The 24556-nt window shown below is 71.8% G+C and carries 25 protein-coding genes; 22 read left to right on the forward strand and 3 right to left on the reverse strand.

The genetic code is table 11. The features are described from left to right. Window positions 1-20 precede the first annotated feature (20 nt). The 3 genes from NYZ95_RS19390 to nusB are packed head-to-tail and all read left to right on the forward strand — an operon-like array spanning window position 21 to window position 2073. Window positions 21-1097, forward strand: coding sequence for a M24 family metallopeptidase (locus NYZ95_RS19390; protein WP_262852989.1), 1077 nt, complete (start codon window positions 21-23; stop codon window positions 1095-1097). Beyond that, the gene (efp, locus tag NYZ95_RS19395) at window positions 1094-1660 is read left to right on the forward strand and encodes an elongation factor P (RefSeq protein WP_262853047.1); all 567 of its coding nucleotides are present in this window, start codon (window positions 1094-1096) and stop codon (window positions 1658-1660) included. Before NYZ95_RS19390 ends, efp begins: the two co-directional genes overlap by 4 nt. Then, entirely contained in the window at window positions 1660-2073 is a 414-nt protein-coding gene (gene nusB / locus NYZ95_RS19400; RefSeq protein WP_262852990.1) for a transcription antitermination factor NusB, read from the forward strand. The genes efp and nusB overlap by 1 nt, the downstream gene beginning before the upstream one ends. 15 nt (window positions 2074-2088) lie before the next feature. Here nusB and NYZ95_RS19405 read toward each other — a convergent pair whose 3' ends face one another. Together NYZ95_RS19405 and NYZ95_RS19410 are read right to left on the reverse strand one after the other, a co-directional pair. Further along, window positions 2089-2727: an SRPBCC family protein gene (locus tag NYZ95_RS19405; RefSeq protein ID WP_262852991.1), complete on the reverse strand. Its 639-nt coding sequence runs from the start codon at window positions 2725-2727 to the stop codon at window positions 2089-2091. Continuing rightward, window positions 2724-3098 carry an ArsR/SmtB family transcription factor gene (locus NYZ95_RS19410; protein WP_262852992.1) on the reverse strand — a complete coding sequence of 125 codons (375 nt, stop codon included), beginning with the start codon at window positions 3096-3098 and terminating at the stop codon, window positions 2724-2726. The genes NYZ95_RS19405 and NYZ95_RS19410 overlap by 4 nt, the downstream gene beginning before the upstream one ends. Before the next feature lie 170 nt (window positions 3099-3268). On the opposite strand from NYZ95_RS19410, the gene NYZ95_RS19415 reads away from it, so the two are divergent. The 19 genes from NYZ95_RS19415 (at window position 3269) to NYZ95_RS19505 (ending at window position 23451) form a co-directional block, all read left to right on the forward strand. Next, the gene (locus NYZ95_RS19415) at window positions 3269-3916 is read left to right on the forward strand and encodes an ABC transporter permease (protein ID WP_262852993.1); all 648 of its coding nucleotides are present in this window, start codon (window positions 3269-3271) and stop codon (window positions 3914-3916) included. Continuing rightward, on the forward strand, window positions 3909-5117 hold the full coding sequence (locus NYZ95_RS19420) for an ABC transporter ATP-binding protein (RefSeq protein WP_308212268.1): 1209 nt from the start codon (window positions 3909-3911) through the stop codon (window positions 5115-5117). The genes NYZ95_RS19415 and NYZ95_RS19420 overlap by 8 nt, the downstream gene beginning before the upstream one ends. Then, window positions 5114-5923, forward strand: coding sequence for an ABC transporter permease (locus NYZ95_RS19425; RefSeq protein ID WP_262852994.1), 810 nt, complete (start codon window positions 5114-5116; stop codon window positions 5921-5923). The genes NYZ95_RS19420 and NYZ95_RS19425 overlap by 4 nt, the downstream gene beginning before the upstream one ends. Further along, the gene (locus tag NYZ95_RS19430; RefSeq protein WP_262852995.1) at window positions 5923-6906 is read left to right on the forward strand and encodes a glycine betaine ABC transporter substrate-binding protein; all 984 of its coding nucleotides are present in this window, start codon (window positions 5923-5925) and stop codon (window positions 6904-6906) included. Before NYZ95_RS19425 ends, NYZ95_RS19430 begins: the two co-directional genes overlap by 1 nt. Before the next feature lie 95 nt (window positions 6907-7001). After that, window positions 7002-7565, forward strand: coding sequence for a bifunctional pyr operon transcriptional regulator/uracil phosphoribosyltransferase PyrR (gene pyrR, locus NYZ95_RS19435; protein WP_262852996.1), 564 nt, complete (start codon window positions 7002-7004; stop codon window positions 7563-7565). After that, complete coding sequence (locus NYZ95_RS19440) at window positions 7562-8536, forward strand: aspartate carbamoyltransferase catalytic subunit (RefSeq protein WP_262852997.1); 975 nt, start codon at window positions 7562-7564, stop codon at window positions 8534-8536. The genes pyrR and NYZ95_RS19440 overlap by 4 nt, the downstream gene beginning before the upstream one ends. Continuing rightward, window positions 8533-9834, forward strand: coding sequence for a dihydroorotase (locus tag NYZ95_RS19445; protein WP_262852998.1), 1302 nt, complete (start codon window positions 8533-8535; stop codon window positions 9832-9834). The genes NYZ95_RS19440 and NYZ95_RS19445 overlap by 4 nt, the downstream gene beginning before the upstream one ends. Next, complete coding sequence (gene carA, locus NYZ95_RS19450; RefSeq protein ID WP_262852999.1) at window positions 9831-11000, forward strand: glutamine-hydrolyzing carbamoyl-phosphate synthase small subunit; 1170 nt, start codon at window positions 9831-9833, stop codon at window positions 10998-11000. The genes NYZ95_RS19445 and carA overlap by 4 nt, the downstream gene beginning before the upstream one ends. Then, window positions 11000-14323: a carbamoyl-phosphate synthase large subunit gene (gene carB, locus NYZ95_RS19455; RefSeq protein WP_262853000.1), complete on the forward strand. Its 3324-nt coding sequence runs from the start codon at window positions 11000-11002 to the stop codon at window positions 14321-14323. Before carA ends, carB begins: the two co-directional genes overlap by 1 nt. Next, on the forward strand, window positions 14320-15165 hold the full coding sequence (locus NYZ95_RS19460; RefSeq protein ID WP_262853001.1) for a dihydroorotate dehydrogenase electron transfer subunit: 846 nt from the start codon (window positions 14320-14322) through the stop codon (window positions 15163-15165). The genes carB and NYZ95_RS19460 overlap by 4 nt, the downstream gene beginning before the upstream one ends. Continuing rightward, complete coding sequence (locus NYZ95_RS19465) at window positions 15162-16118, forward strand: dihydroorotate dehydrogenase (protein ID WP_262853002.1); 957 nt, start codon at window positions 15162-15164, stop codon at window positions 16116-16118. Before NYZ95_RS19460 ends, NYZ95_RS19465 begins: the two co-directional genes overlap by 4 nt. Next, the gene (gene pyrF, locus NYZ95_RS19470) at window positions 16111-16926 is read left to right on the forward strand and encodes an orotidine-5'-phosphate decarboxylase (RefSeq protein WP_262853003.1); all 816 of its coding nucleotides are present in this window, start codon (window positions 16111-16113) and stop codon (window positions 16924-16926) included. Before NYZ95_RS19465 ends, pyrF begins: the two co-directional genes overlap by 8 nt. Before the next feature lie 149 nt (window positions 16927-17075). Beyond that, the gene (locus tag NYZ95_RS19475) at window positions 17076-17438 is read left to right on the forward strand and encodes a hypothetical protein (RefSeq protein WP_262853004.1); all 363 of its coding nucleotides are present in this window, start codon (window positions 17076-17078) and stop codon (window positions 17436-17438) included. Window positions 17439-17632: 194 nt separating this feature from the next. Continuing rightward, window positions 17633-17953 (forward strand): integration host factor, actinobacterial type, encoded by a 321-nt coding sequence (gene mihF / locus NYZ95_RS19480; RefSeq protein WP_262853005.1) that lies wholly within the window; start codon window positions 17633-17635, stop codon window positions 17951-17953. Continuing rightward, window positions 17946-18569: a guanylate kinase gene (gmk, locus tag NYZ95_RS19485; RefSeq protein ID WP_262853006.1), complete on the forward strand. Its 624-nt coding sequence runs from the start codon at window positions 17946-17948 to the stop codon at window positions 18567-18569. The genes mihF and gmk overlap by 8 nt, the downstream gene beginning before the upstream one ends. 9 nt (window positions 18570-18578) lie before the next feature. Further along, on the forward strand, window positions 18579-18857 hold the full coding sequence (gene rpoZ / locus NYZ95_RS19490; RefSeq protein ID WP_308212269.1) for a DNA-directed RNA polymerase subunit omega: 279 nt from the start codon (window positions 18579-18581) through the stop codon (window positions 18855-18857). Window positions 18858-18898: 41 nt separating this feature from the next. Continuing rightward, complete coding sequence (gene coaBC / locus NYZ95_RS19495) at window positions 18899-20119, forward strand: bifunctional phosphopantothenoylcysteine decarboxylase/phosphopantothenate--cysteine ligase CoaBC (protein ID WP_262853007.1); 1221 nt, start codon at window positions 18899-18901, stop codon at window positions 20117-20119. Window positions 20120-20181: 62 nt separating this feature from the next. Further along, a complete protein-coding gene (gene metK, locus NYZ95_RS19500) occupies window positions 20182-21375 on the forward strand; it encodes a methionine adenosyltransferase (protein ID WP_262853008.1) in 1194 nt (397 codons plus the stop codon). Window positions 21376-21426: 51 nt separating this feature from the next. After that, window positions 21427-23451, forward strand: coding sequence for a primosomal protein N' (locus NYZ95_RS19505; protein ID WP_262853009.1), 2025 nt, complete (start codon window positions 21427-21429; stop codon window positions 23449-23451). Here the strand turns inward: NYZ95_RS19505 and NYZ95_RS19510 are convergent. Then, on the reverse strand, window positions 23448-24500 hold the full coding sequence (locus NYZ95_RS19510; protein WP_262853010.1) for a S66 family peptidase: 1053 nt from the start codon (window positions 24498-24500) through the stop codon (window positions 23448-23450). The two genes, NYZ95_RS19505 and NYZ95_RS19510, sit on opposite strands and share 4 nt — an antisense overlap. Between the last annotated feature and the right edge of the window lie 56 nt (window positions 24501-24556).

The following is a 24556-nucleotide window of genomic DNA, read 5'->3' on the forward strand; positions in this document are numbered from 1 at the left end:
CTCCCACGTAGGGTGGCCGCATGCCTACCGAGCACGTCGCACGCCGTGGACGGCTGGCCGCGATCCTGCGCGAGCGTGGTCTCGCGGCGGCCGTCGTCACCGATCTGGTCAACGTCCGCTACCTGACCGGCTTCACCGGCTCGAACGGGGCGGTGCGGGTGAGCGAGGACGGCTCGGCGGTCCTGGCGACCGACGGGCGCTACCGCGACCAGGCTGCCGAGGAGGCGCCGGACGTGGAGGTGGTCGTCGACCGCGACCTGCTCGGCGCGCTCAGCAAGGAGACCGGGGGAGCGCAGCGTGTCGGGGTGGAGACCCACGCGCTCACCGTCGACGACTACGACGAGGCGCGTGAGCGCTTCGGCGAGGTCGAGCTCGTCTCGTTGGGGCGCGCCGTCGAGCAGCTGCGCGTGGTGAAGGACGAGGAGGAGCTCGACGCGCTGCGGCGCGCCTGCGACATCTCGGTCCAGGCGCTCGACGAGGTTCTCGCCGGGCCGCTCCTCGGGCGTACCGAGCGCGAGATCGCCCGCGACCTCGAGTGGACGATGTATGCGAAGGGGGCGGAGGCGATCGGGTTCGAGACGATCGTCGCCTCCGGCCCGAACACCGCGATCCCGCACCACGACCCGACGAACCGCCCGGTGGGCCGCGACGAGCTGTTGAAGATCGACTTCGGCGCCCGTGTCGACGGCTACCACGCCGACTGCACGCGCACCGTCGTCGTCGGCCGGGCCGACGCCTGGCAGCGCGAGATCTACGAGGCGGTGCGGGTGGCCCAGCAGGCCGGTGTCGACGCGTGCCGCGAGGGAGCGCCCGTCGCTGACGTGGACGCCCTCGTCCGTCAGGTCCTCGCCGACGCGGGGTGGCTGGAGGCGTTCACGACCGGTCTCGGTCACGGGGTCGGTCTGCGCATCCACGAGGACCCGTTCCTGAGCGCGAAGGCGCCCGCTAGACTGGAACGTCGCACAGCCCTGACGATGGAGCCTGGCATCTACGTGGCCGGTCGCGGTGGCGTGCGCATCGAAGACACCCTCGTCGTGACCGACGGCGCTCCCGAGCTGCTCACGGTCGCGACCAAAGACCTCCTGGAGCTCGCCTGATGGCAACGACGAACGACCTGAAGAACGGCATGGTGCTCAACCTCGACGGGCAGCTGTGGTCCGTCGTGTGGTTCCAGCACCACAAGCCCGGCAAGGGCGGGGCCGTCGTCCGCACCAAGCTCAAGAGCGTGCTCTCGGGCAAGGTCGTCGACCGGACCTTCAACGCCGACGTCAAGGTCGACGTGGCCTCGGTCGACAAGCGCACGATGCAGTTCCTCTACCACGACGGCACCTCGTACGTGTTCATGGACACCGCGACGTACGACCAGTACGAGCTCCCGGAGAGCGTCGTCGGTGACGCGTCGGGCTTCCTCCTCGACAACCAGGAGGCCGTCGTCGCGATGCACGAGGGCAACCCGCTCTACATCGAGCTCCCGGCGTCGGTCGAGCTGACCATCGAGTACACCGAGCCCGGCCTGCAGGGTGACCGTTCCTCGGGCGGCACCAAGCCCGCCAAGCTCGAGACCGGTCGCGAGATCCAGGTCCCGCTGTTCATCACGACCGGCGAGAAGGTCAAGGTCGACACCCGCGACGGCTCCTACCTGGGCCGCGTCAGCTCCTGATGGCCGGTTCACGCACGAAGGCCCGCAAGCGCGCGCTCGACGTCCTGTTCGAGAGCGAGCTGCAGAGCCGTGCGGTCGGGGCGACCCTCGACCGGAGGGTCGCTGCCGCCGACCCCCCGGTCAACCCGTACACGATCGAGCTCGTCGAGGGCGTGCGCGAGCACGGGGCCCGCATCGACGCACTGATCGCGGAGTACGCCGAGGGCTGGACCCTCGAGCGGATGCCCGCGGTGGACCGCAACCTGCTGCGGATCGGCGCGTACGAGGTGCTCTACCGCGACGACGTCCCCGACCCGGTCGCGGTCTCGGAGGCCGCGAACCTCGCCGCCGAGCTGTCGACCGACGACTCGCCGACGTTCGTCCGCGGGCTCCTCACCCGCCTGGTCGAGGTCAAGCCGACGCTGTCGGTCTGAGCCCGGCGACGACGGTCAGCCGAGCGGCGGCACGTAGAACGCGGTCGTCGCCGTGACCTTGGCGGTGACGTCCTCGGGCGTCGCGCCGGTCGCGGCGAGGGCCTCGCCCCACGCGTCGCTGCTCGCGGTCATGCACGCGCGGACGTCGGGGTCCTTGTCCATCTGCTCGGGCGAGCCGATCGGGATGCCGTTGAGGTTCGCCCAGAGGCCCAGCAGGGCGAGGTCCCAGCCGACCCCGGTGGCGCCAGGCCCGAACTGGTCCCACATCTCGGGCGGGACCACGGCCGTGTGCTCGAGGTCGAGGCGGGTGGTCTTCTCGTCGACGGGCTCGAGCCGTACCTCGACCAGCGAGGTGTCCTCGGGTGTCGGCTCGCCCATCACCCAGGTGACGACCAGACGGCGAGGGGAGTCGCACACGCGGATCTCGCCGCCGGCGTTGCCCTCGAGCTGGTACGTGCCGCCGAGGCGGAGGTCTCCGCTGATCGGCAGGAACCACCGCGGGATGCGCTCGGGGTTCGTCACCGCATCCCATACGTCCTCGACGGGGGCGTCGTACGTCCGCGACAGCGCGACCACCTTCGCCTCGCCCGCAGGCAGGGTGCCGTCGGCGACCTTGCGGCGCACCGCGGTGATCTCGTCGAGCATGTCCTTCATGAGCTTCTCCTCGTGTCGTCGGTGCTGCCGTTGTTGTGCGTACGGTCGCGGGCGGCGCGGGCGCCCCTGGCGAGCTCGGTGCCGAGCGCGTCGAGGCGGTTCTCCCAGAACCGCCGCAGCTGTGCGGACCAGTCGTCGATCTCGTCGAGCGGGCCGGGGTCGAGCGCGTACAGGCGACGCGTGCCGTCTGGACGTACCGTCGCGAACCCGCTCTCGCGGAGCACGCGCAGGTGCTGCGAGACAGCCGGCTGGCTGATCGCGAACTCCTCGCCGACCAGCGCCGCGATCTCGCCCGAGGACTTCTCACCGCGCGCGAGATGCTCCAGGATGCGTCGCCGGACGGGGTCTCCCAGGATGTCGAAAGCGCCCACACCTCAGTATTGAAGCGCTCGCTTATATAAGTCAAGGCTGAAGGTCGAGCGGTCGCGCGGCGCGCCGAGGAGGCCGGTGCGACGTACGTTAGTGTCACGGGCGGCGCCACCGTCGAAGCGGCGCTACCGGGTGAATTCTTCTGTGTGGGTGAGTGCGCGAGGAGTGCGGTGTGAGTCTGTGGGAGTACGTCCAGGACCGCTGGTCCCTCCTCTCCTTCCAGAGCTACCAGCACCTCAGCCTGGTCGTGCAGTCGCTCCTGATCGCGACTGTCGTCGCCCTCGCGCTGGCGTGCCTGGCGTACCGCTCGCAGCGTGTGAGCGAGCTCGCGCTGTCGGTCAGCTCCGTGGGGCTGACGCTGCCGTCGTTCGCCCTCTTCGGGATCCTCATCGCCTTCATCCCCAACGGCATCGTGATCTCGGTGGCCGCGCTCGCGTTCTACGGGACGCTGCCGATCCTGCGCAACGCGGTGGTCGGGCTCTCGCGCGTCGACCCCGGCCTCGTCGAGTCGGCGCGCGGCATGGGCATGAGCCGGACGGCCACGCTGGTGCGGCTGGAGATCCCGCTCGCGTGGCCGGTGATCGTCACCGGTGTACGCATCTCGGCCCAGATGCTCATGGGCATCGCCGCCATCGCCGCGTACGCCTCCGGACCGGGCCTCGGCTCCTTCATCTTCTCCGGGCTGTCGCGCATCGGAGGCGCGAACGCCACCAACTCCGCCTGGGCCGGGACGCTCGCCATCGTCGTCCTGGCGATCGGGCTCGACCTCGTCCTGAACCTGCTGGGGCGCCTGACCACCTCGAGGGGTATCCGTGTCTGACACCCGACCGACCACGTCCGACGTGACCGCGGCGCCCGACGCCCACGAGGTGCGCGGTCAGCGCATCGTGCTCGAAGGCGTCACCAAGCGCTACCCGGGTCAGGAGACGCCCGCCGTCGACGACGTGTCGCTGGAGATCCCGGCCGGCGAGATCGTCATGTTCGTCGGCCCGTCCGGCTGCGGCAAGACGACCATGCTCAAGATGATCAACCGTCTCATCGAGCCCACCTCGGGGCGCATCCTGATCGGCGACGACGAGGTCACCCACCGCGACCCCGACGAGCTGCGCCGCCACGTCGGGTACGTCATCCAGGGCGCGGGTCTGTTCCCGCACCTCACGGTCGCCAAGAACATCGCCCTCGTGCCGGGCCTGCTCGGCTGGGACAAGGAGCGCACCGCCGAACGGGTGCGCGAGATGCTCGACATCGTCAACCTCGACCCCGACGAGTACGCCGACCGCTATCCCCGCGAGCTCTCGGGCGGCCAGCAGCAGCGGGTCGGGGTCGCGCGCGCCCTCGCCGCGGACCCGCCGGTCCTCCTCATGGACGAGCCGTTCGGTGCGGTCGACCCGCTCACCCGCCAGCGTCTCCAGGACGAGCTGCTCCGGCTCCAGGAAGAGCTGCGCAAGACCATCGTCTTCGTCACCCACGACTTCGACGAGGCGGTCAAGCTCGGCGACCGGATCGCGATCCTCGAGGTCGGGTCACGGGTCGCCCAGTACGACACGCCGGAGGCGATCCTGGCCGAGCCGGCGAACGACTTCGTCGCAGGCTTCATCGGTCACGGCGCCGCCCTCAAGCAGCTCACCCTCACGCGCGTGCGCGACGTCGACCTGCACGAGGCGGCCGTGGCCCACGTCGGCGACGACCCGGCGACGGCGATCGCGGCGGCCGAGGCGCTGGGCCGCGAGCACGTGATCGTCCTCGACCGCGCCGACCGCCCGCTGCGCTGGCTGTCGCTGCGTGAGCTGAACCGTCCAGGGGCGCTGTCGACGGTGTCGCGCGACGACGACCTGGAGGCGGTCACGCTCGGCTCGACCCTCAACGACGCGCTCGACTCGATGCTCACCTCCTCGCACGGCGTGGTCGTCGTGACCGGGCGTCGTGGCCGGTACGAGGGCGTGGTGCGGATCGAGACCGTGATGGGCGCGATGCAGGCGCTGCACACCGGCGCCCATGCCAGCGGGAGGGCCGTCCGATGAGCGCGAGCACCGCCGCGACCCCGACCGTCCGCGAGGGCCTCGAGGAGGTCGCCGAGGAACGCGCTCTCCTCGACGCCGACGACCAGCGCGGCCGGGCACGGCTCATCACCCAGTTCGCCGCCTGCCTCGGTGCGTTCCTCGTCCTCATCGTCTACATCTTGGTCGCCGACCTCACCTCGGTCGAGTCTCGTCTGCTCAGCGTCGAGACGCTGCTGCGGCTGTCGTGGGAGCACCTTCTGCTGTCGGTCGCGGCGGCGGTCGTCGTCGTGCTCGTCGCGGTCCCGCTGGGCGTCCTCCTCACCCGTGGTCCGCTGCGGCGGTTCGCGACCCCGATCATCGCCGTCGCCGGTTTCGGCCAGGCGGCGCCGGCGATCGGCCTGATCGTGCTGGCGGCCCTCTACCTCGGCACCGGCAAGGGCCCGTTCCTCCTCGCGCTCGCGATCTACGGCATCCTGCCCGTCCTGGCCAACGTCGTGACCGGCATCCACGGCGTGGACCCGAAGGTCGTCGAGGCCGCGCGCGGGATGGGCATGTCGGCCTTCGGCACCCTCGTGCGCGTCGAGATGCCTCTCGCGACGCCGGTGATCATGACCGGGGTCCGGACCGCGCTCGTCCTCATGACCGGCACCGCGGCGCTCGGCGGGTTCGTCGATGCCGGGGGACTGGGGCCGCTGATCAACACCGGCATCAAGCTCGGCCTCGACTCCGTGCTCGTCGTCGGTGCGGTCGCGATCGCCGCGCTGGCGCTGTTCATCGACGGGGGAGCGCGTCTGATCGAGCGGGCCGCCACTCCGAAGGGACTCTGATGCCACGCCTCGGCCGCCGTACCCGCGCCCTCGTCGTCCTCGCCGCGTCCGCGCTCTGTGCCGGGCTGGCTGGCTGCGGGCTGCAGAGCAGCAACGCCTACATCGCCCCGGCCGAGCCGGGAGCGGTCGAGAAGTACGACTCGCTCGAGGGCGTGGAGATCACCGTCGGGTCGAAGGACTTCACCGAGCAGCTCGTCCTGGGCAACATGTACGCCACGCTGCTGCAGACGGCCGGCGCCACCGTCACCAACCGCTCCAACATCGCCGGCAGCGTGGGCGTCCGCAACGCCCTGCTCAACCGCACGGTCGACGTCTCGCCGGAGTACACCGGCACCGGGTGGATCAGCTACCTCGGCAACACCACGCCGATCGAGGGCGAGGAGGAGCAGTGGCAGGCCGTCCACGACGCCGACCTCGCCAACGGGCTGACGTGGCTGCCGCCGACGGCGGTCAACAACACCTACGGCTTCGCGATGGGCCCGAAGGCGACGGCCCGGCTCGGCATCACCAAGCTGTCGCAGATCAAGGACCTCCCGGTGAAGGACCGGACCTTCTGCGTCGAGGACGAGTTCTTCAGCCGCGACGACGGCTTCCAGCCGATGCTCGAGACGTACGGGCTGAAGTACGGCACGAGCGTCCCGGCCGGCAACGTCAAGAAGATGGACACCGGCGTCATCTACGACGCGACCGCCCGCGGGACCTGCAACTTCGGCGAGGTCTTCACGACCGACGGGCGCATCCTCGCCCTCGACCTCACGGTGCTCGAGGACAACAAGCACTTCTTCCCGCTCTACAACCTCGCGCCGGTGGTCCAGACCGAGCTGCTCGAGGCGCACCCCGAGGTCGGCGAGGTCCTCGACCAGCTGCGCCCGCTGCTCACCAACGAGGTGATGCTCGAGCTGAACGCGCAGGTGGACGTCGAGGGCGGCGAGCCCGCCCTGGTCGCCCGCGACTGGCTGCGCGAGGTCGGTCTCGTCAGCTAGGTCGACCCAGGGAGACCACCGTCACACGTGTAGGCTGATCCGGACAAAGACATCCTTTAACCACCGTCCCGTGAGGCGGAGAAGGAGGTCAGCCGGTGTCTGCGCACACCTCTGATTCGACCGTCGTCCTCGATTCTGGCGACATCTCCCGCGCGTTGACGCGCATCACCCACGAGATCATCGAGAAGAACCGCGGCGCCGCCCAGGTCGTCGTGCTCGGGATCCCGACCCGCGGTGTCGAGCTCGGCCGCAGGGTCGCCGAACGGATGGGCGAGGTCGCCGGCCACCCTGTCCCGTACGGGTCGCTCGACATCACGATGTACCGCGACGACCTGCGGATGAAGCCCGCCCGCGCCCTGGAGAAGACCGACATCCCGGTCGACCTCGACGACCGCGTCGTCGTCCTCGTGGACGACGTGCTGTTCTCCGGCCGGACCATCCGGGCCGCCCTCGACGCGCTCAACGACCTCGGCCGCCCGCGCGCCGTGCAGCTGGCCGTCCTCGTCGACCGCGGCCACCGCGAGCTCCCGATCCGGGCGGATTTCGTCGGCAAGAACCTCCCCACCTCGCTCGCCGAGCAGGTCAAGGTCGCCGTCACCGGGCTCGACGACCGCGACGAGGTGCGGATCGTCTCCGCACCGAAGGGGGCCGGCGCGTGAGGCACCTTCTCTCCACCGGCGACCTGACCCGCGACGAGGCCGTCCTGCTCCTCGACACCGCCGAGGAGATGCGCTCGGTCGCCGAGCGCCCGATCAAGAAGCTCCCCACGCTGCGGGGCCGCACGGTCGTCAACCTCTTCTTCGAGGACTCGACCCGCACCCGCATCTCGTTCGAGGCCGCGGCCAAGCGGCTGTCGGCCGACGTCATCAACTTCGCCGCCAAGGGGTCGAGCGTCTCCAAGGGCGAGAGCCTCAAGGACACCGCGCTGACGCTGCAGGCGATGGGCGCCGACGCGGTCGTCATCCGGCACGGCGCCTCCGGTGCCCCCGCGCGCCTGGCCGCCGCGGGCTGGATCGACTCCGCGATCCTCAACGCGGGCGACGGCTCCCACGAGCACCCGACGCAGGCGCTGCTGGACGCGTTCACGATGCGCCGGCACCTCGCGCCCGGCCAGCACGGGCTGGACGGTCGCCGCGTCGCGATCGTCGGTGACGTCCTCCACAGCCGGGTCGCCCGTTCCAACGCCCTGCTGCTCAGCACGCTCGGCGCCGAGGTCACGCTGGTCGCACCACCGACGCTCATGCCGTACGGCGTCGACTCGTGGCCGGTCGAGACCTCCTACGACCTCGACCCGGTGCTGCCCAAGGCCGACGCCGTGATGATGCTGCGGGTGCAGCGCGAGCGGATGAACGCCGCGTACTTCCCGAGCGCCCGCGAGTACAGCCGCCGCTACGGCCTCGACGGCAAGCGCATGGCCAAGCTGCCCGAGCACGCGATCGTCATGCACCCCGGCCCGATGAACCGCGGCATGGAGATCACCGCCGACGTCGCCGACTCGACCCGCTCGGTGATCGTCGAGCAGGTCACCAACGGCGTGGCGGTCCGGATGGCCGCGCTCTACCTCCTGCTGAGCGGCGCACGCGACGCCGCATCCGAGAACACCTCCGACACGACAGAAGGGCAGGCATGACCGCCTACGTCATCCGCAACGCGCACGTCCTCGGCACGCAGGTGGCCGACCTGCGGATCGTCGACGGGGTGATCACCGACATCGGCGCCGACCTCGACACCACCGACGCCGAGGTCGTCGACGCGACCGACCTGGTCGCGCTGCCCGGCCTCGTCGACCTCCACACGCACCTGCGTGAGCCCGGCCGCGAGGATGCCGAGACGGTCGAGACCGGCACGCGCTCCGCGGCGGCCGGCGGCTTCACGCTCGTCCACGCGATGGCCAACACCGACCCCGTCGCCGACACCGCCGGCGTCGTCGAGCAGGTGTGGCGCCTCGGCCGCGAGCACGGCTACTGCGACGTCGCCCCGGTCGGCGCCGTCACCGTCGGCCTCGGCGGCGAGCAGCTCGCCGAGCTCGGCGCGATGGCCGACTCCGCCGCCCGCGTGCGCGTCTTCTCCGACGACGGCAAGTGCGTCTCCGACGCGGTGCTCATGCGCCGCGCCCTCGAGTACGTGAAGGCGTTCGACGGCGTCATCGCCCAGCACGCCCAGGAGCCCCGCCTCACCGAGGGCGCCCAGATGAACGAGGGCGAGCTCTCCGGCGTCCTCGGACTCACCGGCTGGCCCGCGGTCGCCGAGGAGGCGATCATCGCCCGCGACGTCCTCCTCGCCGAGCACGTCGGGTCGCGCCTGCACGTGTGCCACCTGTCCACCCGCGGCTCGGTCGAGATCGTGCGCTGGGCGAAGTCGCGCGGCATCGACGTCACCGCCGAGGTCACGCCGCACCACCTGTTGCTGACCGACGAGCTCGCCGCGTCGTACGACCCGATCTACAAGGTCAACCCGCCGCTGCGCACCGCCGACGACGTCGCGGCGCTGCGCGAGGCGCTCGCCGAGGGAGTCATCGACATCGTCGCCACCGACCACGCCCCGCACCCCAGCGAGGACAAGGACTGCGAGTGGGCCGCGGCCGCCTTCGGGATGACCGGCCTGGAGACCGCGCTGTCGGTCGTGCAGCAGACCATGGTCGACACCGGCCTGCTGGACTGGGCCGGCGTCGCCGAGCGGATGTCGGCCAAGCCGGCCGAGATCGGGCGGGTCGCCGGGCACGGTCGTCCACTGGCCGTCGGCGAGCCCGCGAACATCGTTCTCTACGACCCGCGGTCCACGCGCGTCGTCCGACCCGAGGAGGCCGTCTCGCGCTCCCGCAACACCCCGTACGCCGGCCGCGAGCTCCCCGGACGGGTCGTCGCGACGTTCCTGCGCGGCAGGCCGACCGTCCTCGACGGCGTCGTCGTCGAGGAGGTGGCCGCATGAGCCGCACCCCCGCGATCCTCGTGCTCGAGGACGGACGCACCTTCCACGGCGAGTCGTACGGCGCGCTCGGCGAGACGGTCGGAGAGGCCGTGTTCTCCACCGGCATGACCGGCTACCAGGAGACGCTCACCGACCCGTCGTACCGGCGCCAGGTCGTCGTCATGACCGCCCCGCACGTCGGCAACACAGGCATCAACACCGAGGACCCGGAGTCGAGCCGCATCTGGGTCGCCGGGTACGTCGTGCGCGACCCCGCCCGCGTCGCCAGCAGCTGGCGGGCGACCCGCACGCTCGAGGAGGACCTCGCCGAGCAGGGGATCGTCGGCATCAGCGGCGTCGACACGCGCGCGCTGACCCGTCACCTGCGCGAGCGCGGCGCCATGCGTGTCGGGATCAGCTCGGTGTCGACCGACGCCGAGGCGCTCCTGGCGACGGTCAAGTCCGCGCCGTCGATGTCCGGCGCCGATCTCGCGGGCGAGGTCACGACCGCTGAGCCGTACGTGGTGCCGGCGCAGGGCGACAAGCGCCTCACCGTCGCCGCCGTCGACCTCGGCATCAAGGCCATGACGCCGCAGCGGATGGCCGAGCGCGGCATCGAGGTGCACGTGCTGCCCGCCGACGCGACGCTCGAGCAGGTCCGGGCGACCGGGGCCGACGGCGTGTTCTTCTCCAACGGCCCCGGAGACCCGGCGGCCACGACGGACGCGGTCGCGCTGCTCCAGGACGTGCTGCGCGACGGCACGCCGTTCTTCGGGATCTGCTTCGGCAACCAGATGCTGGGCCGCGCGCTCGGCCTGGAGACGTACAAGCTCAAGTACGGCCACCGGGGCATCAACCAGCCCGTCATGGACCGGACGACGAGCAAGGTCGAGATCACTGCGCACAACCACGGGTTCGCCGTGGCGTGGCCGGGTGACCTCGACGCGCCGCACGAGACCCCGTACGGGCAGGCGAGCGTGAGCCACGTCTGCCTCAACGACGACGTCGTCGAGGGCCTGGAGGTCCACGACGCCGACGGCGAGCTGCTGGCCTTCAGCGTGCAGTACCACCCGGAGGCCGCGGCGGGACCGCACGACGCCGAGTACCTGTTCGACCGGTTCGCCGACCTCATGCGGGCCCGACGCGGCGAGACCACCGAAGCCACGACCGAAGGGACGGTGCGCTGATGCCCCGCCGCGACGACATCTCCTCCGTCCTGGTCATCGGGTCCGGCCCGATCGTCATCGGACAGGCCTGCGAGTTCGACTACTCCGGCACCCAGGCGTGCCGCGTGCTGCGCTCCGAGGGCCTGCGCGTCGTCCTCGTCAACTCCAACCCGGCGACGATCATGACCGACCCGGAGTTCGCCGACGCCACGTACGTCGAGCCGATCACGCCCGAGTTCGTCGAGCGCGTGATCGCGCAGGAGCGCCCGGACGCGCTTCTGGCGACCCTCGGCGGCCAGACCGCGCTCAACACCGCCATGGCGCTCGACGCCAACGGCGTGCTCGAGAAGTACGGCGTCGAGCTGATCGGCGCATCGGTCGAGGCCATCGAGAAGGGCGAGAACCGCGAGTCCTTCAAGGCCATCGTCGAGGGCCTTCCGGAGGCCTGGGGGGCCGAGGTCGCCCGCTCGTCGATCTGCCACTCGATGGACGACTGCCTGGCCGCGGTCGAGGATCTCGGCTACCCGGTGGTGGTGCGTCCCTCGTACACGATGGGCGGCGTCGGCTCCGGCATCGCGCGCGACGAGGAGGAGCTGCACCGCATCGCCGGTGCGGGTCTGGCCGCCAGCCCGACCACCGAGGTGCTCCTGGAGGAGTCGATCCTCGGCTGGAAGGAGTACGAGCTGGAGGTGATGCGCGACAAGGCCGACAACGTCGTCATCGTCTGCTCGATCGAGAACCTCGACCCGATGGGCGTCCACACGGGTGACTCCATCACCGTCGCGCCCGCGATGACGCTCACCGACCGCGAGTACCAGCGGCTGCGCGACATCGCGATCGGCGTCATCCGCGAGGTCGGCGTCGACACCGGTGGCTGCAACATCCAGTTCGCGGTGAACCCCGAGAACGGGCGCATCGTCGTGATCGAGATGAACCCGCGCGTCTCCCGCTCCAGCGCGCTGGCCTCGAAGGCGACCGGCTTCCCGATCGCCAAGATCGCCGCCAAGCTCGCGATCGGCTACACCCTCGACGAGATCCCCAACGACATCACGCGCGAGACGCCGGCGAGCTTCGAGCCGACGCTCGACTACGTCGTCGTCAAGGTGCCGCGGTTCGCGTTCGAGAAGTTCCCGTCCGCCGACGAGCGGCTCACGACCCACATGAAGTCGGTGGGCGAGGCGATGGCGATCGGGCGCAACTTCACGGAGGCGCTCCAGAAGGCCCTGCGGTCGCTCGAGCGCCCGCAGGCGGCCTTCGACTGGCACCGCGAGTGGGTCGACCTCGACAAGGACGCGCTGCTGGCCGAGATCGCCGTGCCTCACGACGGCCGCCTCAAGAAGGTCATGGACGCGATGCGCGCCGGTGCGACCCTCGACGAGCTCTTCGAGGCCACCAAGATCGACCCGTGGTTCCTCGACCAGCTCGCGCTGATCAACGAGATCGCCGCGGAGGTCACCGCTGCCGACGAGCTGACGCCGGCGCTGCTGCGCAAGGCCAAGCGGCACGGCTTCTCCGACGAGCAGCTCGGCAAGATCCGCGGCATGAGCGCCGACGTCGTACGCGGGGTCCGGCACGCGCTGGGGATCCGCCCGGTCTACAAGACGGTCGACACCTGTGCGGCCGAGTTCGCCGCGCGGACCCCGTACCACTACTCCTCGTACGACGAGGAGACCGAGGTCGAGCCGCGCGAGAAGCCGGCGGTGCTGATCCTCGGCTCGGGCCCGAACCGGATCGGCCAGGGCATCGAGTTCGACTACTCGTGCGTGCACGCCTCCCTGGCGCTCTCAGAGGCGGGCTACGAGACCGTCATGGTCAACTGCAACCCGGAGACCGTCTCGACGGACTACGACACCTCGGACCGCCTCTACTTCGAGCCGCTGACGCTCGAGGACGTGCTCGAGGTCATCCACGCCGAGCGGCAGGCCGGCCCGGTCGTCGGCGTCGTCGTGCAGCTCGGTGGTCAGACGCCGCTCGGCCTGGCCGCCGCGCTGGAGCGCGAGGGCGTCCCGATCGTCGGCACGTCGCCGGCCGCGATCGACCTCGCCGAGCACCGCGGCGCCTTCGGGCAGGTGCTCGCCGACGCGGGTCTGCCCGCGCCCAAGCACGGCACCGCGATCTCGTTCCCCGGCGCGAAGAAGGTCGCCGACGAGATCGGCTACCCGGTCCTGGTCCGCCCGTCGTACGTGCTGGGCGGCCGCGGCATGGAGATCGTGTACGACGAGGCATCGCTGGCCGACTACATCGAGCGGGCCACCGAGATCTCGCCGGAGCACCCGGTGCTCGTCGACCGCTTCCTCGACGACGCGGTCGAGATCGACGTCGACGCGCTGTACGACGGCACCGACCTCTACCTCGGCGGCGTGATGGAGCACATCGAGGAGGCCGGCATCCACTCCGGCGACTCGTCGTGCGCGCTGCCCCCGATCACGCTCGGCGCGGAGGACCTGGACAAGATCCGCGCGTCGACCCGCGCGATCGCCGACGGCGTCGGAGTGCGCGGCCTGATCAACATCCAGTTCGCGCTGAGCTCCGACGTCCTCTACGTGCTCGAGGCCAACCCGCGCGCCTCGCGGACGGTGCCGTTCGTCTCGAAGGCGACCGGCGTCCCGCTCGCGAAGGCGGCGGCCCGTCTCATGCTCGGCGAGTCGATCGCCGACCTGCGCGCCGCGGGCGTCCTCCCGGCGACCGGTGACGGCGGCGACCTCGGACCGCACGCGCCGATCGCGGTCAAGGAGGCCGTGATGCCCTTCAACCGGTTCCGCACCCTCGAGGGCAAGACGGTCGACACCCTCCTCGGTCCCGAGATGCGTTCGACCGGTGAGGTCATGGGCATCGACGCGCAGTTCGGCACGGCGTTCGCCAAGGCGCAGGCCGGCGCGCAGGAAGGGCTGCCGACGTCGGGCAAGGTCTTCGTGTCGGTCGCCAACCGCGACAAGCGGCACATGATCTTCCCGGTCAAGCGGCTCGCCGACCTCGGCTTCGAGATCGTCGCCACCGCCGGCACGGCGGAGGTGCTGCGCCGCAACGGCGTCGAGGCGACGGTCGTGCGCAAGCTCAGCGAGGTGCCGGACGCCGGGGCGTCGCGGCTCAACGAGCTGATCTCGTCCGGCGAGGTCGGCCTCGTGATCAACACGCCGCACGGCTCGACCTCGGGAGGCAGCCCGCGCGTCGACGGGTACGAGATCCGGACCGCCGCGATCAGCGCCGGCGTCCCGTGCATCACCACCGTCCAAGGACTGGCCGCGGCGGTGCAGGGCATCGAGGCGGCCCGCGAGGGCGGCGTCGGGGTCCGGTCGCTGCAGTCCTGGGCAGAGGCCGTACGGACGGGGGCGGGCGCCGAGTGAGCGCGACACAGGTCCGCGGGGCCGTCGTCTCCCGTACACCGGTCGGTGACTACCACCACCTGGTGATCGCGGCCGAGGGCATCGCCGAGAGCGCCCGGCCCGGGCACTTCGTGGCCCTGGCCGTCGGCGGAGCCGACAGCGGCATGCTGCTGCGACGCGCCTTCTCGATCTACCGCACGTCCACGACCGGCCGTCACGGCGAGACCGTCGAGATCGTCTTCGCGGCGCACGGCAAGGGCACGCGCTGGATGGCCGACCTCGCGCCCGGCGACCCGATCGACGTCGTCGGCCCGGTGGGCCGCCCGTTCGCCCTGCCCAAGGAGCCCGTGTCCTGCGTGCTCGTCGGCGGCGGCTACGGCTCGGCGCCGATGTTCGCGCTCGCGAGCGCGCTTCGCGACCGCGGGTGCGCGGCCCACCTGGTCCTCGGCGCCGCGACGACGCCGCGGCTCTTCGGCGTGCTGGAGGCCAACAAGGTCGCCACGAGCGTCCACGTGACCACAGAGGACGGGTCGACCGGCACCCGCGGACGCGTCACCGACGTCCTGCCGGCGCTCGTCGACGACACCGACGCCGCCGTGGTGTACGCCTGCGGTCCGATGGGGATGCTCCGTGCGGTGTCCGACGTCGCGGAGGAGAACGGTGCCTGGAGCCAGTGCGCCGTCGAGGAGTCGATGGCCTGCGGGATCGGCGTCTGCATGACGTGCGTCCTGCCCGTGGAGGGGGAGGACGGCATCGTCAGGATGGTGCGCAGCTGCGTCGAGGGCCCGGTCTTCCGCGGCGACCGGGTGCGCTGGGACGCGGTCGGGACGATCCCGCCGGGGACGTTGGGAGGACCGCGATGACCGCCGTACGTGGGGCCGCGATCGCGGCCGCCGAGGTCGACCTCGGCGTCGACCTGTGCGGCCTCGCGCTGCCCAACCCGGTGATGACCGCGTCGGGGTGCGCGGCTGCCGGTCGTGAGCTCGACCAGTTCTTCGACGTCGCCGCCCTCGGCGCGATCGTCACGAAGTCGATCATGCTCAACCCCCGCTCGGGCCGCCCGACCCCGCGGATGGTCGAGACGCCGTCCGGGATGCTCAACTCGATCGGCCTCCAGGGCCCCGGGATCGACGCGTTCCTCGCGCGCGACCTCCCGTGGCTGGTCCAGCGCGGGGCCCGTGCGGTCGTGTCGATCGCGGGGGAGAAGCCCGCCGACTACGTCGAGCTGGCCCGCCGCGTGGGGCAGGCCCCCGGCGTCGCCGCCATCGAGGTCAACATCTCCTGCCCGAACGTCGAGAACCGCGGCATGGTCTTCGCGTGCGACCCCGAGTCGTCGTACCGGGTGATGGAGGAGGTCCGTCCTCACATCCCGCGCGACATCCCGGTGTTCGCCAAGCTCACGCCCGACGTCACCGACATCGCCTCGATCGCCGGTGCTGTGGCCGAGGCGGGGGCCGACGGCGTCACGGTGATCAACACGCTCCTCGGCCTCGCGATGGACCCCGACACGCTCAAGCCGCGTCTGGGCGGCGTGACCGGGGGGCTGAGCGGACCCGCCGTACGCCCGGTGGCCGTGCGCGCGGTCTGGCAGATCCGCAAGGCGCTGCCGGACCTCCCGATCATCGGGGTCGGCGGCATCCGTACCGGGTTCGACGCGCTCGAGTTCGTGCTCGCGGGCGCCGATGCGGTGCAGGTCGGCACCGTCATCTTCCACGACCCCTCGGCGCCGATGCGGATCGTCGGCGAGCTGCGCGACGAGCTCGCGCAGCGGGGGATCAAGACGCTCGACGAGGTGAGAGGGACAGCGCATGACTGAGGCCTTCGGAACGCGGCTGAGTGCCGCTGTCGCACGGTACGGGCCGCTGTGCGTCGGGATCGACCCGCACGCCTCGCTCCTGGCCTCGTGGGGCCTGCCCGACGACGTGTCGGGGCTGGAGCGCTTCGCCGCGACGAGCGTCGAGGCGCTGGCGGGACAGGTCGCGGTCGTCAAGCCGCAGTCGGCGTTCTTCGAGCGGCACGGAGCCGCCGGCGTCGCCGTCCTGGAGCGCACGATCCGCGACGCCCGCGACGCGGGTCTGCTCGTGCTCCTCGACGTCAAGCGCGGTGACATCGGCTCGACCGCGCAGGCGTACGCCGACGCGTACCTGGACGCCGCCTCGCCGATGCAGGCCGACGCCGTCACGGTCAGCCCGTACCTCGGGTTCGGCTCGCTCGAGCCGTTCCTCACCAGCGCCGAGCGCAACGGTGGAGGCGTGTTCGTGCTCGCCCTCACCTCCAACCCGGAGGGGCCGGAGGTGCAGCACGCACGCGTGGGGGAGAGGTCGGTGGCGGGCGTGATGCTCGACCACCTGCGGGCGCGCAACGCCGACGCCTCCCCGCAGGGCTCGTACGGTGCCGTGGTCGGAGCGACCGTCGGGGAGCTCGAGGAGGACGTGGCGATCAACGGACCACTGCTGGTGCCGGGGTTCGGCGCCCAGGGCGGCACGGTGGAGGACCTGCGGCGCCTCTTCGGGCACGTGTGGGACCACGTCGTCCCCGCGAGCTCTCGGGGGGTCCTGGCGGCCGGTCCCGACGTGCGTGCGCTGCGCGCGGCGGCCGCCGCGACAGCTGACCAGCTGCGCTGAGGTGTCGAGGGGTCGAGACTGAGCCGGACTGCCGCTAAGGTGGCAGACGCCCTGCGGCGACGTCCCGGTCCCGGTCGCCGCTCCGGTCCGTCACCTGGACCCACGACACCCCGGGCCGCGTCTGGTGGCCCGATGACAAGGAGCAACTCATGCGCCGACTCACGTTCGCCTTCGCGAGCGCCACGCTCGCCCTGGCCGCGCTGACCGGGTGCGGCGGCGACGGTGGCGACGACACCGCCGCCTACTGCGACGAGGTCGAGACCGCCGGCAAGAAGCTCAGCGACACCACGTCCCCGGCCGACCTCGACAAGGTCATGGGCAACCTCAAGAAGGTGCGCGACTCGGCGCCCGAGTCCGTCAAGGACGACTGGGGGACGCTGGTCGACGCCTACGAGTCGGCGCAGAAGGGCGACGTCGCGAAGCTCGACCAGGACGCCCTCCAGAAGGCGGGCGAAGCCATCGACAAGCAGGTCAAGAAGGACTGCGACCTCGACCTCGACAACATCTCGTGACCCGAACGGCCCCGTCTCTCACCGGTCGGGGCCGTGACGCGATTCTCATCGACGGGCCCGCGCGGGCGGGGTGCGGGCTAGCCGTTTAGGCTGTCCCGCGGCTCGGCGCAGCACGGTGCGACTTCCTGTTGCCGCTGCGCAGACGCCCTCGCTAAGTTCACTCCCATCGACCAACCCGTACGAGGTGACCCACGTTGGCTCTTCCTCCGCTCACCCCTGAGCAGCGCCAGGCGGCGCTGGAGAAGGCGGCGGCCGCGCGCCGTGAGCGCGCCGAGATCAAGAACCGTCTCAAGCACTCCGGTGCGTCGCTTTCCGAGGTCCTGGAGGAGGGCCAGACCAACGAGGTGGTCGGCAAGATGAAGGTCTACGACCTCCTTCAGTCCATGCCGGGACTCGGCAAGGTCCGGGCGCGCCAGCTCATGGAGCGGATCGGGATCGCCGACTCGCGCCGCGTGCGGGGCCTGGGCGTCAAGCAGATCGCGGCGCTGGAGCAAGAGTTCGCCAACCGTGGCTGACGAGACGACGTCACGAGCCGCCGGGCACGCCCGGCGGCTCGTCGTCCTCGCCGGACCCACCGCCGTCGGCAAGGGCACCGTCGCGGCCCGTGTACGCGCGGAGCACCCGGAGATCTGGATCTCCGTGTCCGCCACGACCCGCGCTCCGCGCCCCGGAGAGGTCGACGGCGTCCACTACCACTTCGTGTCTGCGGAGGAGTTCGACCGGCTGGTCGACGACGGGCAGATGCTCGAGTGGGCCGTCGTCCACGGGAGCAACCGGTACGGCACGCCCCGCGGTCCGGTCGAGGAGCACCTCGCCGCCGGCGTCCCCGCCCTGCTCGAGATCGACCTGCAGGGTGCGCGCCAGGTACGCGAGGCGATGCCCGAGGCGCTGTTCGTCTTCCTCAAGCCGCCCTCGTGGGACGAGCTCGTCAGCCGGCTCGTCGGCCGCGGCACCGAGGACGAGGCGGAGCGCGAGCGTCGTCTGGCCACCGCCCGCGTCGAGCTCGCCGCGGAGGACGAGTTCGACGTCACGATCGTGAACGCCGACGTGGGCCACGCGTGCGACGAGTTGGTAGCATTGATCGAGAATCCGCCCGACTCCGTTCGGGCATCATCCACGACTTCTCTGTGAGGCCACGACGTGTCCGGCACCCAGGCTGCCCCCGAGGGCATCACCTTCCCGCCCATCGACGACCTGCTGACCAAGGTCGACTCCAAGTACGAGCTGGTGCTCGTCAGCGCCAAGCGTGCCCGCCAGATCAACGCCTACTACTCCCAGCTGGGCGAGGGTCTGCTCGAGTACGTCGGCCCGCTCCTCGACACCCACGTCCAGGAGAAGCCGCTCTCGATCTCGCTGCGTGAGATCAACGAGGGTCTGCTCCAGACCGAGACCGTGGAGCCCGACGCCGAGCAGGAGTGAACCTCCTCCACCCGGACACCGACGACAGTGAGCGCCCTCCTATGAGCAGTGTCGTGCTGGGTGTCGGCGGCGGGATCGCGGCGTACAAGGCCGCCGAGATCCTCCGCCGTCTCAGCGAGTCCGGCCACCGCGTGACGGTGGTCCCGACCGCGGCAGCGCTCAAGTTCGTCGGCGCGCCGACCTGGGAGGCGCTGTCCGGCCGCCCCGTGAGCACGGACGTCTTCACCTCCGTGCCCGAGGTCCCGCACGTCTCCATCGGTCAGGCGGCCGATCTCGTCGTCGTCGCCCCGGCCACCGCCGACCTCCTCGCGAAGGCCGCGCACGGCCTCGCCGACGACCTCCTCACCAACACCCTGCTCACGGCGCGCTGCCCCGTGGTGATGGCGCCCGCGATGCACACCGAGATGTGGGAGCACCCCGCGACGCAGGCCAACGTCGCGACGCTGCGGTCGCGCGGCGTCGTCGTGATCGAGCCCGCCGTCGGCCGGCTGACCGGCAAGGACTCCGGCAAGGGCCGTCTGCCGGACCCCGCCGACATCGTCGACGCCGCGATGGCGGTCCTCGAGCGCGGCGCGCACGGGGGCGCCGACCTCGCCGACGTACGACTCCTGGTCAGCGCCGGCGGCACCCGCGAGTACCTCGATCCCGTCCGCTACCTCGGCAACCGCTCGTCGGGCCGGCAAGGTGTCGCGGTGGCGCAGGCGGCGGCCAGCAGGGGAGCGAAGGTGACGCTCGTGGCGGCCAACGTCGCGATCCCGGTCCCCGCCGGCATCGACGTGGTCCGTGTCGAGACGACTGTCGAGCTGCACGACGCGATGCTGGAGCGCTCGGCGGCGGCCGACGTCGTCGTGATGGCCGCGGCGCCGGCCGACTTCCGTCCGGCGAGCACCGCTCGGACGAAGATCAAGAAGAACGACGCAGGCGCGGTCCCGGACGTCACGCTCGTCCAGAACCCCGACATCCTGCGCGACCTCGTGCAGCGGCGCGGCGACGCGGCGGCGCCGCTGATCGTCGGGTTCGCGGCCGAGACCGGCGACGACGAGGGCGGCGTGCTCGACCACGCGCGCGCCAAGCTGGCCCGCAAGGGCACCGACTACCTCGTGGTCAACGACGTCAGCGAGGGCAAGGCCTTCGACCGCGCCGAGAACGAGGTCGTGATCCTCGGCAGCGACGGCAGCGCGGTCGAGATCCCGTACGGCCCGAAGATCGCCGTCGCCCACGCCATCTGTGACACCATCGCCCGCCGGATGGACAAAGGCTGACCCGGGCCCTCGTGCGGTATAGGCTGGATCGACTGTCCCACCGGCCGCTGAAAGGACACCCTGTGAGCCGTCTGTTCACTTCCGAGTCCGTGACCGAGGGTCACCCGGACAAGATCGCCGACCAGATCAGCGACAGCGTGCTCGACGCCCTCCTCGCGCAGGATCCCGAGGCGCGCGTCGCCTGCGAGACCTTCGTGACCACCGGTCTGGTGCTCGTCGGCGGTGAGGTGACCACCAAGGCGTACGCCGACATCGCACGGATCGCGCGCGACCGGATCCTCTCCATCGGCTACGACTCCTCCACCAAGGGGTTCGACGGCGCGTCCTGCGGAGTGCAGGTCACCATCGGTCAGCAGTCGCCCGACATCGCTCAGGGTGTCGACCAGGCCTACGAGGAGCGTGCCGAGGGCTCGGCCGACCCGCTCGACAACCAGGGCGCCGGCGACCAGGGCCTGATGTTCGGCTTCGCGAGCGACGAGACGCCCGAGCTCATGCCGCTGCCCATCACGATCGCCCACCGCCTCGCCGAGCGGCTGACGGAGGTCCGCAAGGACGGCACGGTCCCGTACCTGCGCCCGGACGGCAAGACGCAGGTCACCATCGAGTATGACGACGACAACAACCCGGTGCGGGTCGACACCGTGGTCCTCTCCACCCAGCACGCCGCCGACATCGACCTCGAGGCGATGCTCGCGCCCGACATCAAGAAGCACGTCGTCGACGCCGTCCTCGACGGCTTCACGATCGACCACTCCGACTACCGGCTCCTGGTGAACCCGACGGGCCGGTTCGAGATCGGCGGCCCGATGGGTGACGCGGGTCTGACCGGACGCAAGATCATCGTCGACACCTACGGCGGGTACGCCCGGCACGGCGGCGGCGCCTTCTCCGGCAAGGACCCGAGCAAGGTCGACCGCTCGGCGGCGTACGCGATGCGCTGGGTCGCCAAGAACATCGTGGCCGCAGGGCTCGCCCGCAAGGTCGAGGTGCAGGTCGCGTACGCCATCGGCAAGGCGCACCCGGTCGGGTTCTACCTCGACACGTTCGGTACGGAGACGGTGCCGATCAACAAGATCCGCACCGCGGTCCTCGAGGTCTTCGACCTTCGTCCGGCGGCCATCGTGCGCGACCTCGACCTCAAGCGTCCGATCTACGCCAAGACCGCCGCGTACGGCCACTTCGGTCGCGAGCTCCCCGAGTTCACCTGGGAGGCGACCGACCGTGCCGACGCCCTCCGGGCCGCGATCGGAGCCTGACCTGGGGACGACCACGGGCAGGCCGTCCGCCCGGCTTGGTAGAACAGCCTGGTGACCGACGCACCCGATGACGCACAGCCGGCGCTGGTGGGGGAGCCTCCCCGACCAGCGCCTGCTGCGTCTGGGGGCAGGTTCGCCGGTGCCGCCGACGAGCTCCCCGTCGCCCGCGTCGCGGCCGACGTGAGCCTCGCCCACCTCGACCGCCCCTTCGACTACCTCGTCCCCGCCGCGATGGACGACGAGGTCGTGTCGGGATGCCGCGTGTCCGTGAGGTTCGCCGGCGCGGCCGTCACCGGCTACGTCCTCGAGCGCACGGCCACGACCGAGCACCAGGGCCGGCTGGCCAGGATCTCGCGCGTCATGTCGTCCGAGGTCGTGCTGCGTCCCGACGTCGCGCGGCTGTGCCGCGCGGTCGCCGACCGCTACGCGGGCGTCTTCGCCGACGTCGTCCGGCTCGCGGTCCCGCCACGGCACGCCCGTACGGAGAAGCGCGCGTCGGCGGCGCCCGTCTCCGACCCGCTGGGTGCTCCGCCCGACGACGCGTGGGAGGCCTACGACGGCGGACGCGAGCTCGTCGCGACGCTGGGCGAGGGCGGCTCGCCGCGCGCCGTCTGGAACGCCGTGCCCGGCGGCTCGCCCGCCCGGGCGCTGGCCCAGGCGGCCGACGCGACGCTGAGGTCGGGCCGTGGCGTCGTCGTCTGCCTTCCCGACGTGTCCGACGTCGAGCGCGCCGATGCGGTCTTCACCGAGGTGCTCGGCAAGGGCCGCCACGTCGTCCTCACCGCCGACCTCGGTCCGTCCGCCCGCTACGCGGCGTTCCTTGCGCTGGCCCGCGGCCACGTCCGCGCGGTCGTCGGCACGCGCGCGGCTGCCTTCGCCCCCGTGCACGACCTGGGTCTGGTGGCGATCTGGGACGACGGGGACGATCTCTTCGCCGAGCCTCGCGCGCCGTACCCGCACGCGCGCGAGGTGCTCCTCATGCGCGCGTGGGACACCGGGTGCGGCGTGCTCGTCGGTGGGTACGCCCGCACGGCGGAGGCGGAGCAGCTCGTCACGTCCGGCTGGTGCACCCCTGTCACCGCCTCGGTCGCGCGCCGACGCGAGGCATGGGCGCGCATCGTCGTCGACGAGGGCGTCGGGGCCGACGCGGGGTCCCGGCTGCCGGCCTCGGCCTTCCGCGCCGTCCGCGCCGCCCTCGGGGAAGGGCCGGTGCTCGTGCAGGTGCCCCGCACCGGCTACCGCGCTGCGCTCGCCTGCCAGGACTGCCGCACCCCGGCCCGGTGCCCGCACTGCTCCGGGCCGCTCGCGCAGGAGCGGGCAGACGCCGACCCTCAGTGCCGGTGGTGCGGCCGGACCGTCGAGGGCTGGGCCTGCCCGTCGTGCGGGAGTCCGCGCCTGCGGGCCCCGGTCATGGGGGAGCGGCGGACCGCCGAGGAGCTGGGACGCGCGTTCCCCGGCACGCTCGTCCGTACCTCGGCGTCCGGGTCCGTCGTGCGGACCGTGCCGGAGACGCCCGCGCTCGTCGTCGCGACGCCCGGCGCGGAGCCCCACGCCGAGGGAGGCTACGCGGCTGCCGTCCTGCTCGACACGTGGGTATCCCTGTCACGACCCGACCTGCGGACCGACGAGGAGTCGCTGCGCCGCTGGCTCAACGCCGCCGCGCTCGTCCGGGGGAGCCGCGACGGCGGCCGTGTCGTCGCCGTCGGCGACCCCGGCGTGGCGGTCCTCCAGGCGCTGGTGCGCGCCGACCCGGCCGGCCATGCCGCGCGCGAGCTGGAGGCACGGCTCGACGCACGGCTGCCACCCGCCATACGGCTCGCGACAGTCGAGGGAGAGCTCTCCGCCCTGCGTGCCCTCGCCGAGGGGCCGTGGCCGCAGCCCGCCCAGGTCCTCGGCCCGGTCGAGCGGCGTCCGGCCGGCGACGGCGAGGAAGAACCATGGGGTCGCCTCATCGTCGCGGTGCCCCGGACGCAGGGCGCGGTGCTGGCGCGTGCCCTCCAGCTGGCGCAGGCCGCCCGTTCGGTGCACAAGCTCCGTCCGTACCGGATCGCCGTCGACCCGCAGTCGCTGAGCTAGTCGTACGACGCGAGCACGCGGCGCTGCTCGCCGTCGACGGTGACCTCGCCGCCGTACGGGACGATCCACTGCGGGCGCGTGTGGCCGAACGGGACGCCGACGACGACCACCGCGTCGGGGTTGTACGCGGCGACCGTCGCCACGACCGCCTCCCGCTGCTCCTCGCGCCGGCGTCGACGCTCGTCGGCCGACGCCCGGTGCTCGAGGTCGGACGTGGGTGGGCGAGCGGCGACGACCGCGTCGACCGCGGACAGCAGCCCGCGCTCACCCATCGAGCGCAGGATGCGGCCGACCTCCTGCGCCGAGGGCAGCTCCTCCGAGGTCTCGACCAGCAGGACGCCGCCCGCGAGCGACTCGGGAGCAAGAGGGAAGCGGTCCGCGGTCAGGATCCACTGCAGCACCTCCAGGCAGCCACCCCACGTACGGCCGCGCACGCGGCGCGGGGGCCCGTGCCACGTCCACGGCTCGGTGACCTCCCGCTCGCCGTACGACGTGAGCGCGGCGGGATCGTCCCACGGACGGCCGGTGTCCTCGGACTCTCCGGGCTCGGTGAGCTCGAGCGTCCCGCCGACGAAGAGTGCGGCGCGCAGGGACGCGGCGTGGAGGGCGTCGACACCGGGCCCGGGGCCGAGGTGGACCTGCGTCGAGCCGCCGTAGAACCCGGCGACGCCGTGGACCCACAGCCAGTTGAGCAGATTCGTGTTGTCGCTGTAGCCCAGGAACGGCTTCGGGTCGGCGCGGACGAGCGCAGGGTCGAGGTGGCGGACCACCGTGATCTGGTCGTCACCGCCGATGGTCGCGAGCACGGCCCGGATCTCGGGGTCAGCGAAAGCGGCGTTGAGGTCGGCCGCCCGCGCCTCGGGGGAGGCGTCGGCCCGCGTCGTCGGGTACTCGACGGGCTCGAGACCCGTCAGCGTCCGCAGGCGTGCCAGGGCCTGCTCGTGGATCGCCGGGAAGTGCGCAGGTGCCGCCCAGGACGGCGAGACCACCGCCACCTTGTCGCCGGGACGGGCTTTCGGCGGGTGGACGATCCGGTGCGTCGGCTCCATCTGCGTACCTCACCACCGCCGTCGCGCAGACGCGAGCGGATTTCGCCGTGGAGCGG

This window comes from Mumia quercus, assembly GCF_025506335.1.
GTDB lineage: Bacteria > Actinomycetota > Actinomycetes > Propionibacteriales > Nocardioidaceae > Mumia > Mumia quercus.

Excerpts from the sequence above, each read along its gene's own strand:
- NYZ95_RS19390 (WP_262852989.1), top strand. The coding sequence starts at position 21 with ATGCCTACCGAGCACGTCGCACGCCGTGGACGGCTGGCCGCGATCCTG.
- nusB (WP_262852990.1), top strand. The coding sequence starts at position 1,660 with ATGGCCGGTTCACGCACGAAGGCCCGCAAGCGCGCGCTCGACGTCCTG.
- NYZ95_RS19405 (WP_262852991.1), bottom strand. The coding sequence starts at position 2,727 with ATGAAGGACATGCTCGACGAGATCACCGCGGTGCGCCGCAAGGTCGCC.
- NYZ95_RS19425 (WP_262852994.1), top strand. The coding sequence starts at position 5,114 with ATGAGCGCGAGCACCGCCGCGACCCCGACCGTCCGCGAGGGCCTCGAG.
- NYZ95_RS19430 (WP_262852995.1), top strand. The coding sequence starts at position 5,923 with ATGCCACGCCTCGGCCGCCGTACCCGCGCCCTCGTCGTCCTCGCCGCG.
- NYZ95_RS19445 (WP_262852998.1), top strand. The coding sequence starts at position 8,533 with ATGACCGCCTACGTCATCCGCAACGCGCACGTCCTCGGCACGCAGGTG.
- carA (WP_262852999.1), top strand. The coding sequence starts at position 9,831 with ATGAGCCGCACCCCCGCGATCCTCGTGCTCGAGGACGGACGCACCTTC.
- carB (WP_262853000.1), top strand. The coding sequence starts at position 11,000 with ATGCCCCGCCGCGACGACATCTCCTCCGTCCTGGTCATCGGGTCCGGC.
- NYZ95_RS19465 (WP_262853002.1), top strand. The coding sequence starts at position 15,162 with ATGACCGCCGTACGTGGGGCCGCGATCGCGGCCGCCGAGGTCGACCTC.
- pyrF (WP_262853003.1), top strand. The coding sequence starts at position 16,111 with ATGACTGAGGCCTTCGGAACGCGGCTGAGTGCCGCTGTCGCACGGTAC.
- NYZ95_RS19475 (WP_262853004.1), top strand. The coding sequence starts at position 17,076 with ATGCGCCGACTCACGTTCGCCTTCGCGAGCGCCACGCTCGCCCTGGCC.
- coaBC (WP_262853007.1), top strand. The coding sequence starts at position 18,899 with ATGAGCAGTGTCGTGCTGGGTGTCGGCGGCGGGATCGCGGCGTACAAG.
- NYZ95_RS19510 (WP_262853010.1), bottom strand. The coding sequence starts at position 24,500 with ATGGAGCCGACGCACCGGATCGTCCACCCGCCGAAAGCCCGTCCCGGC.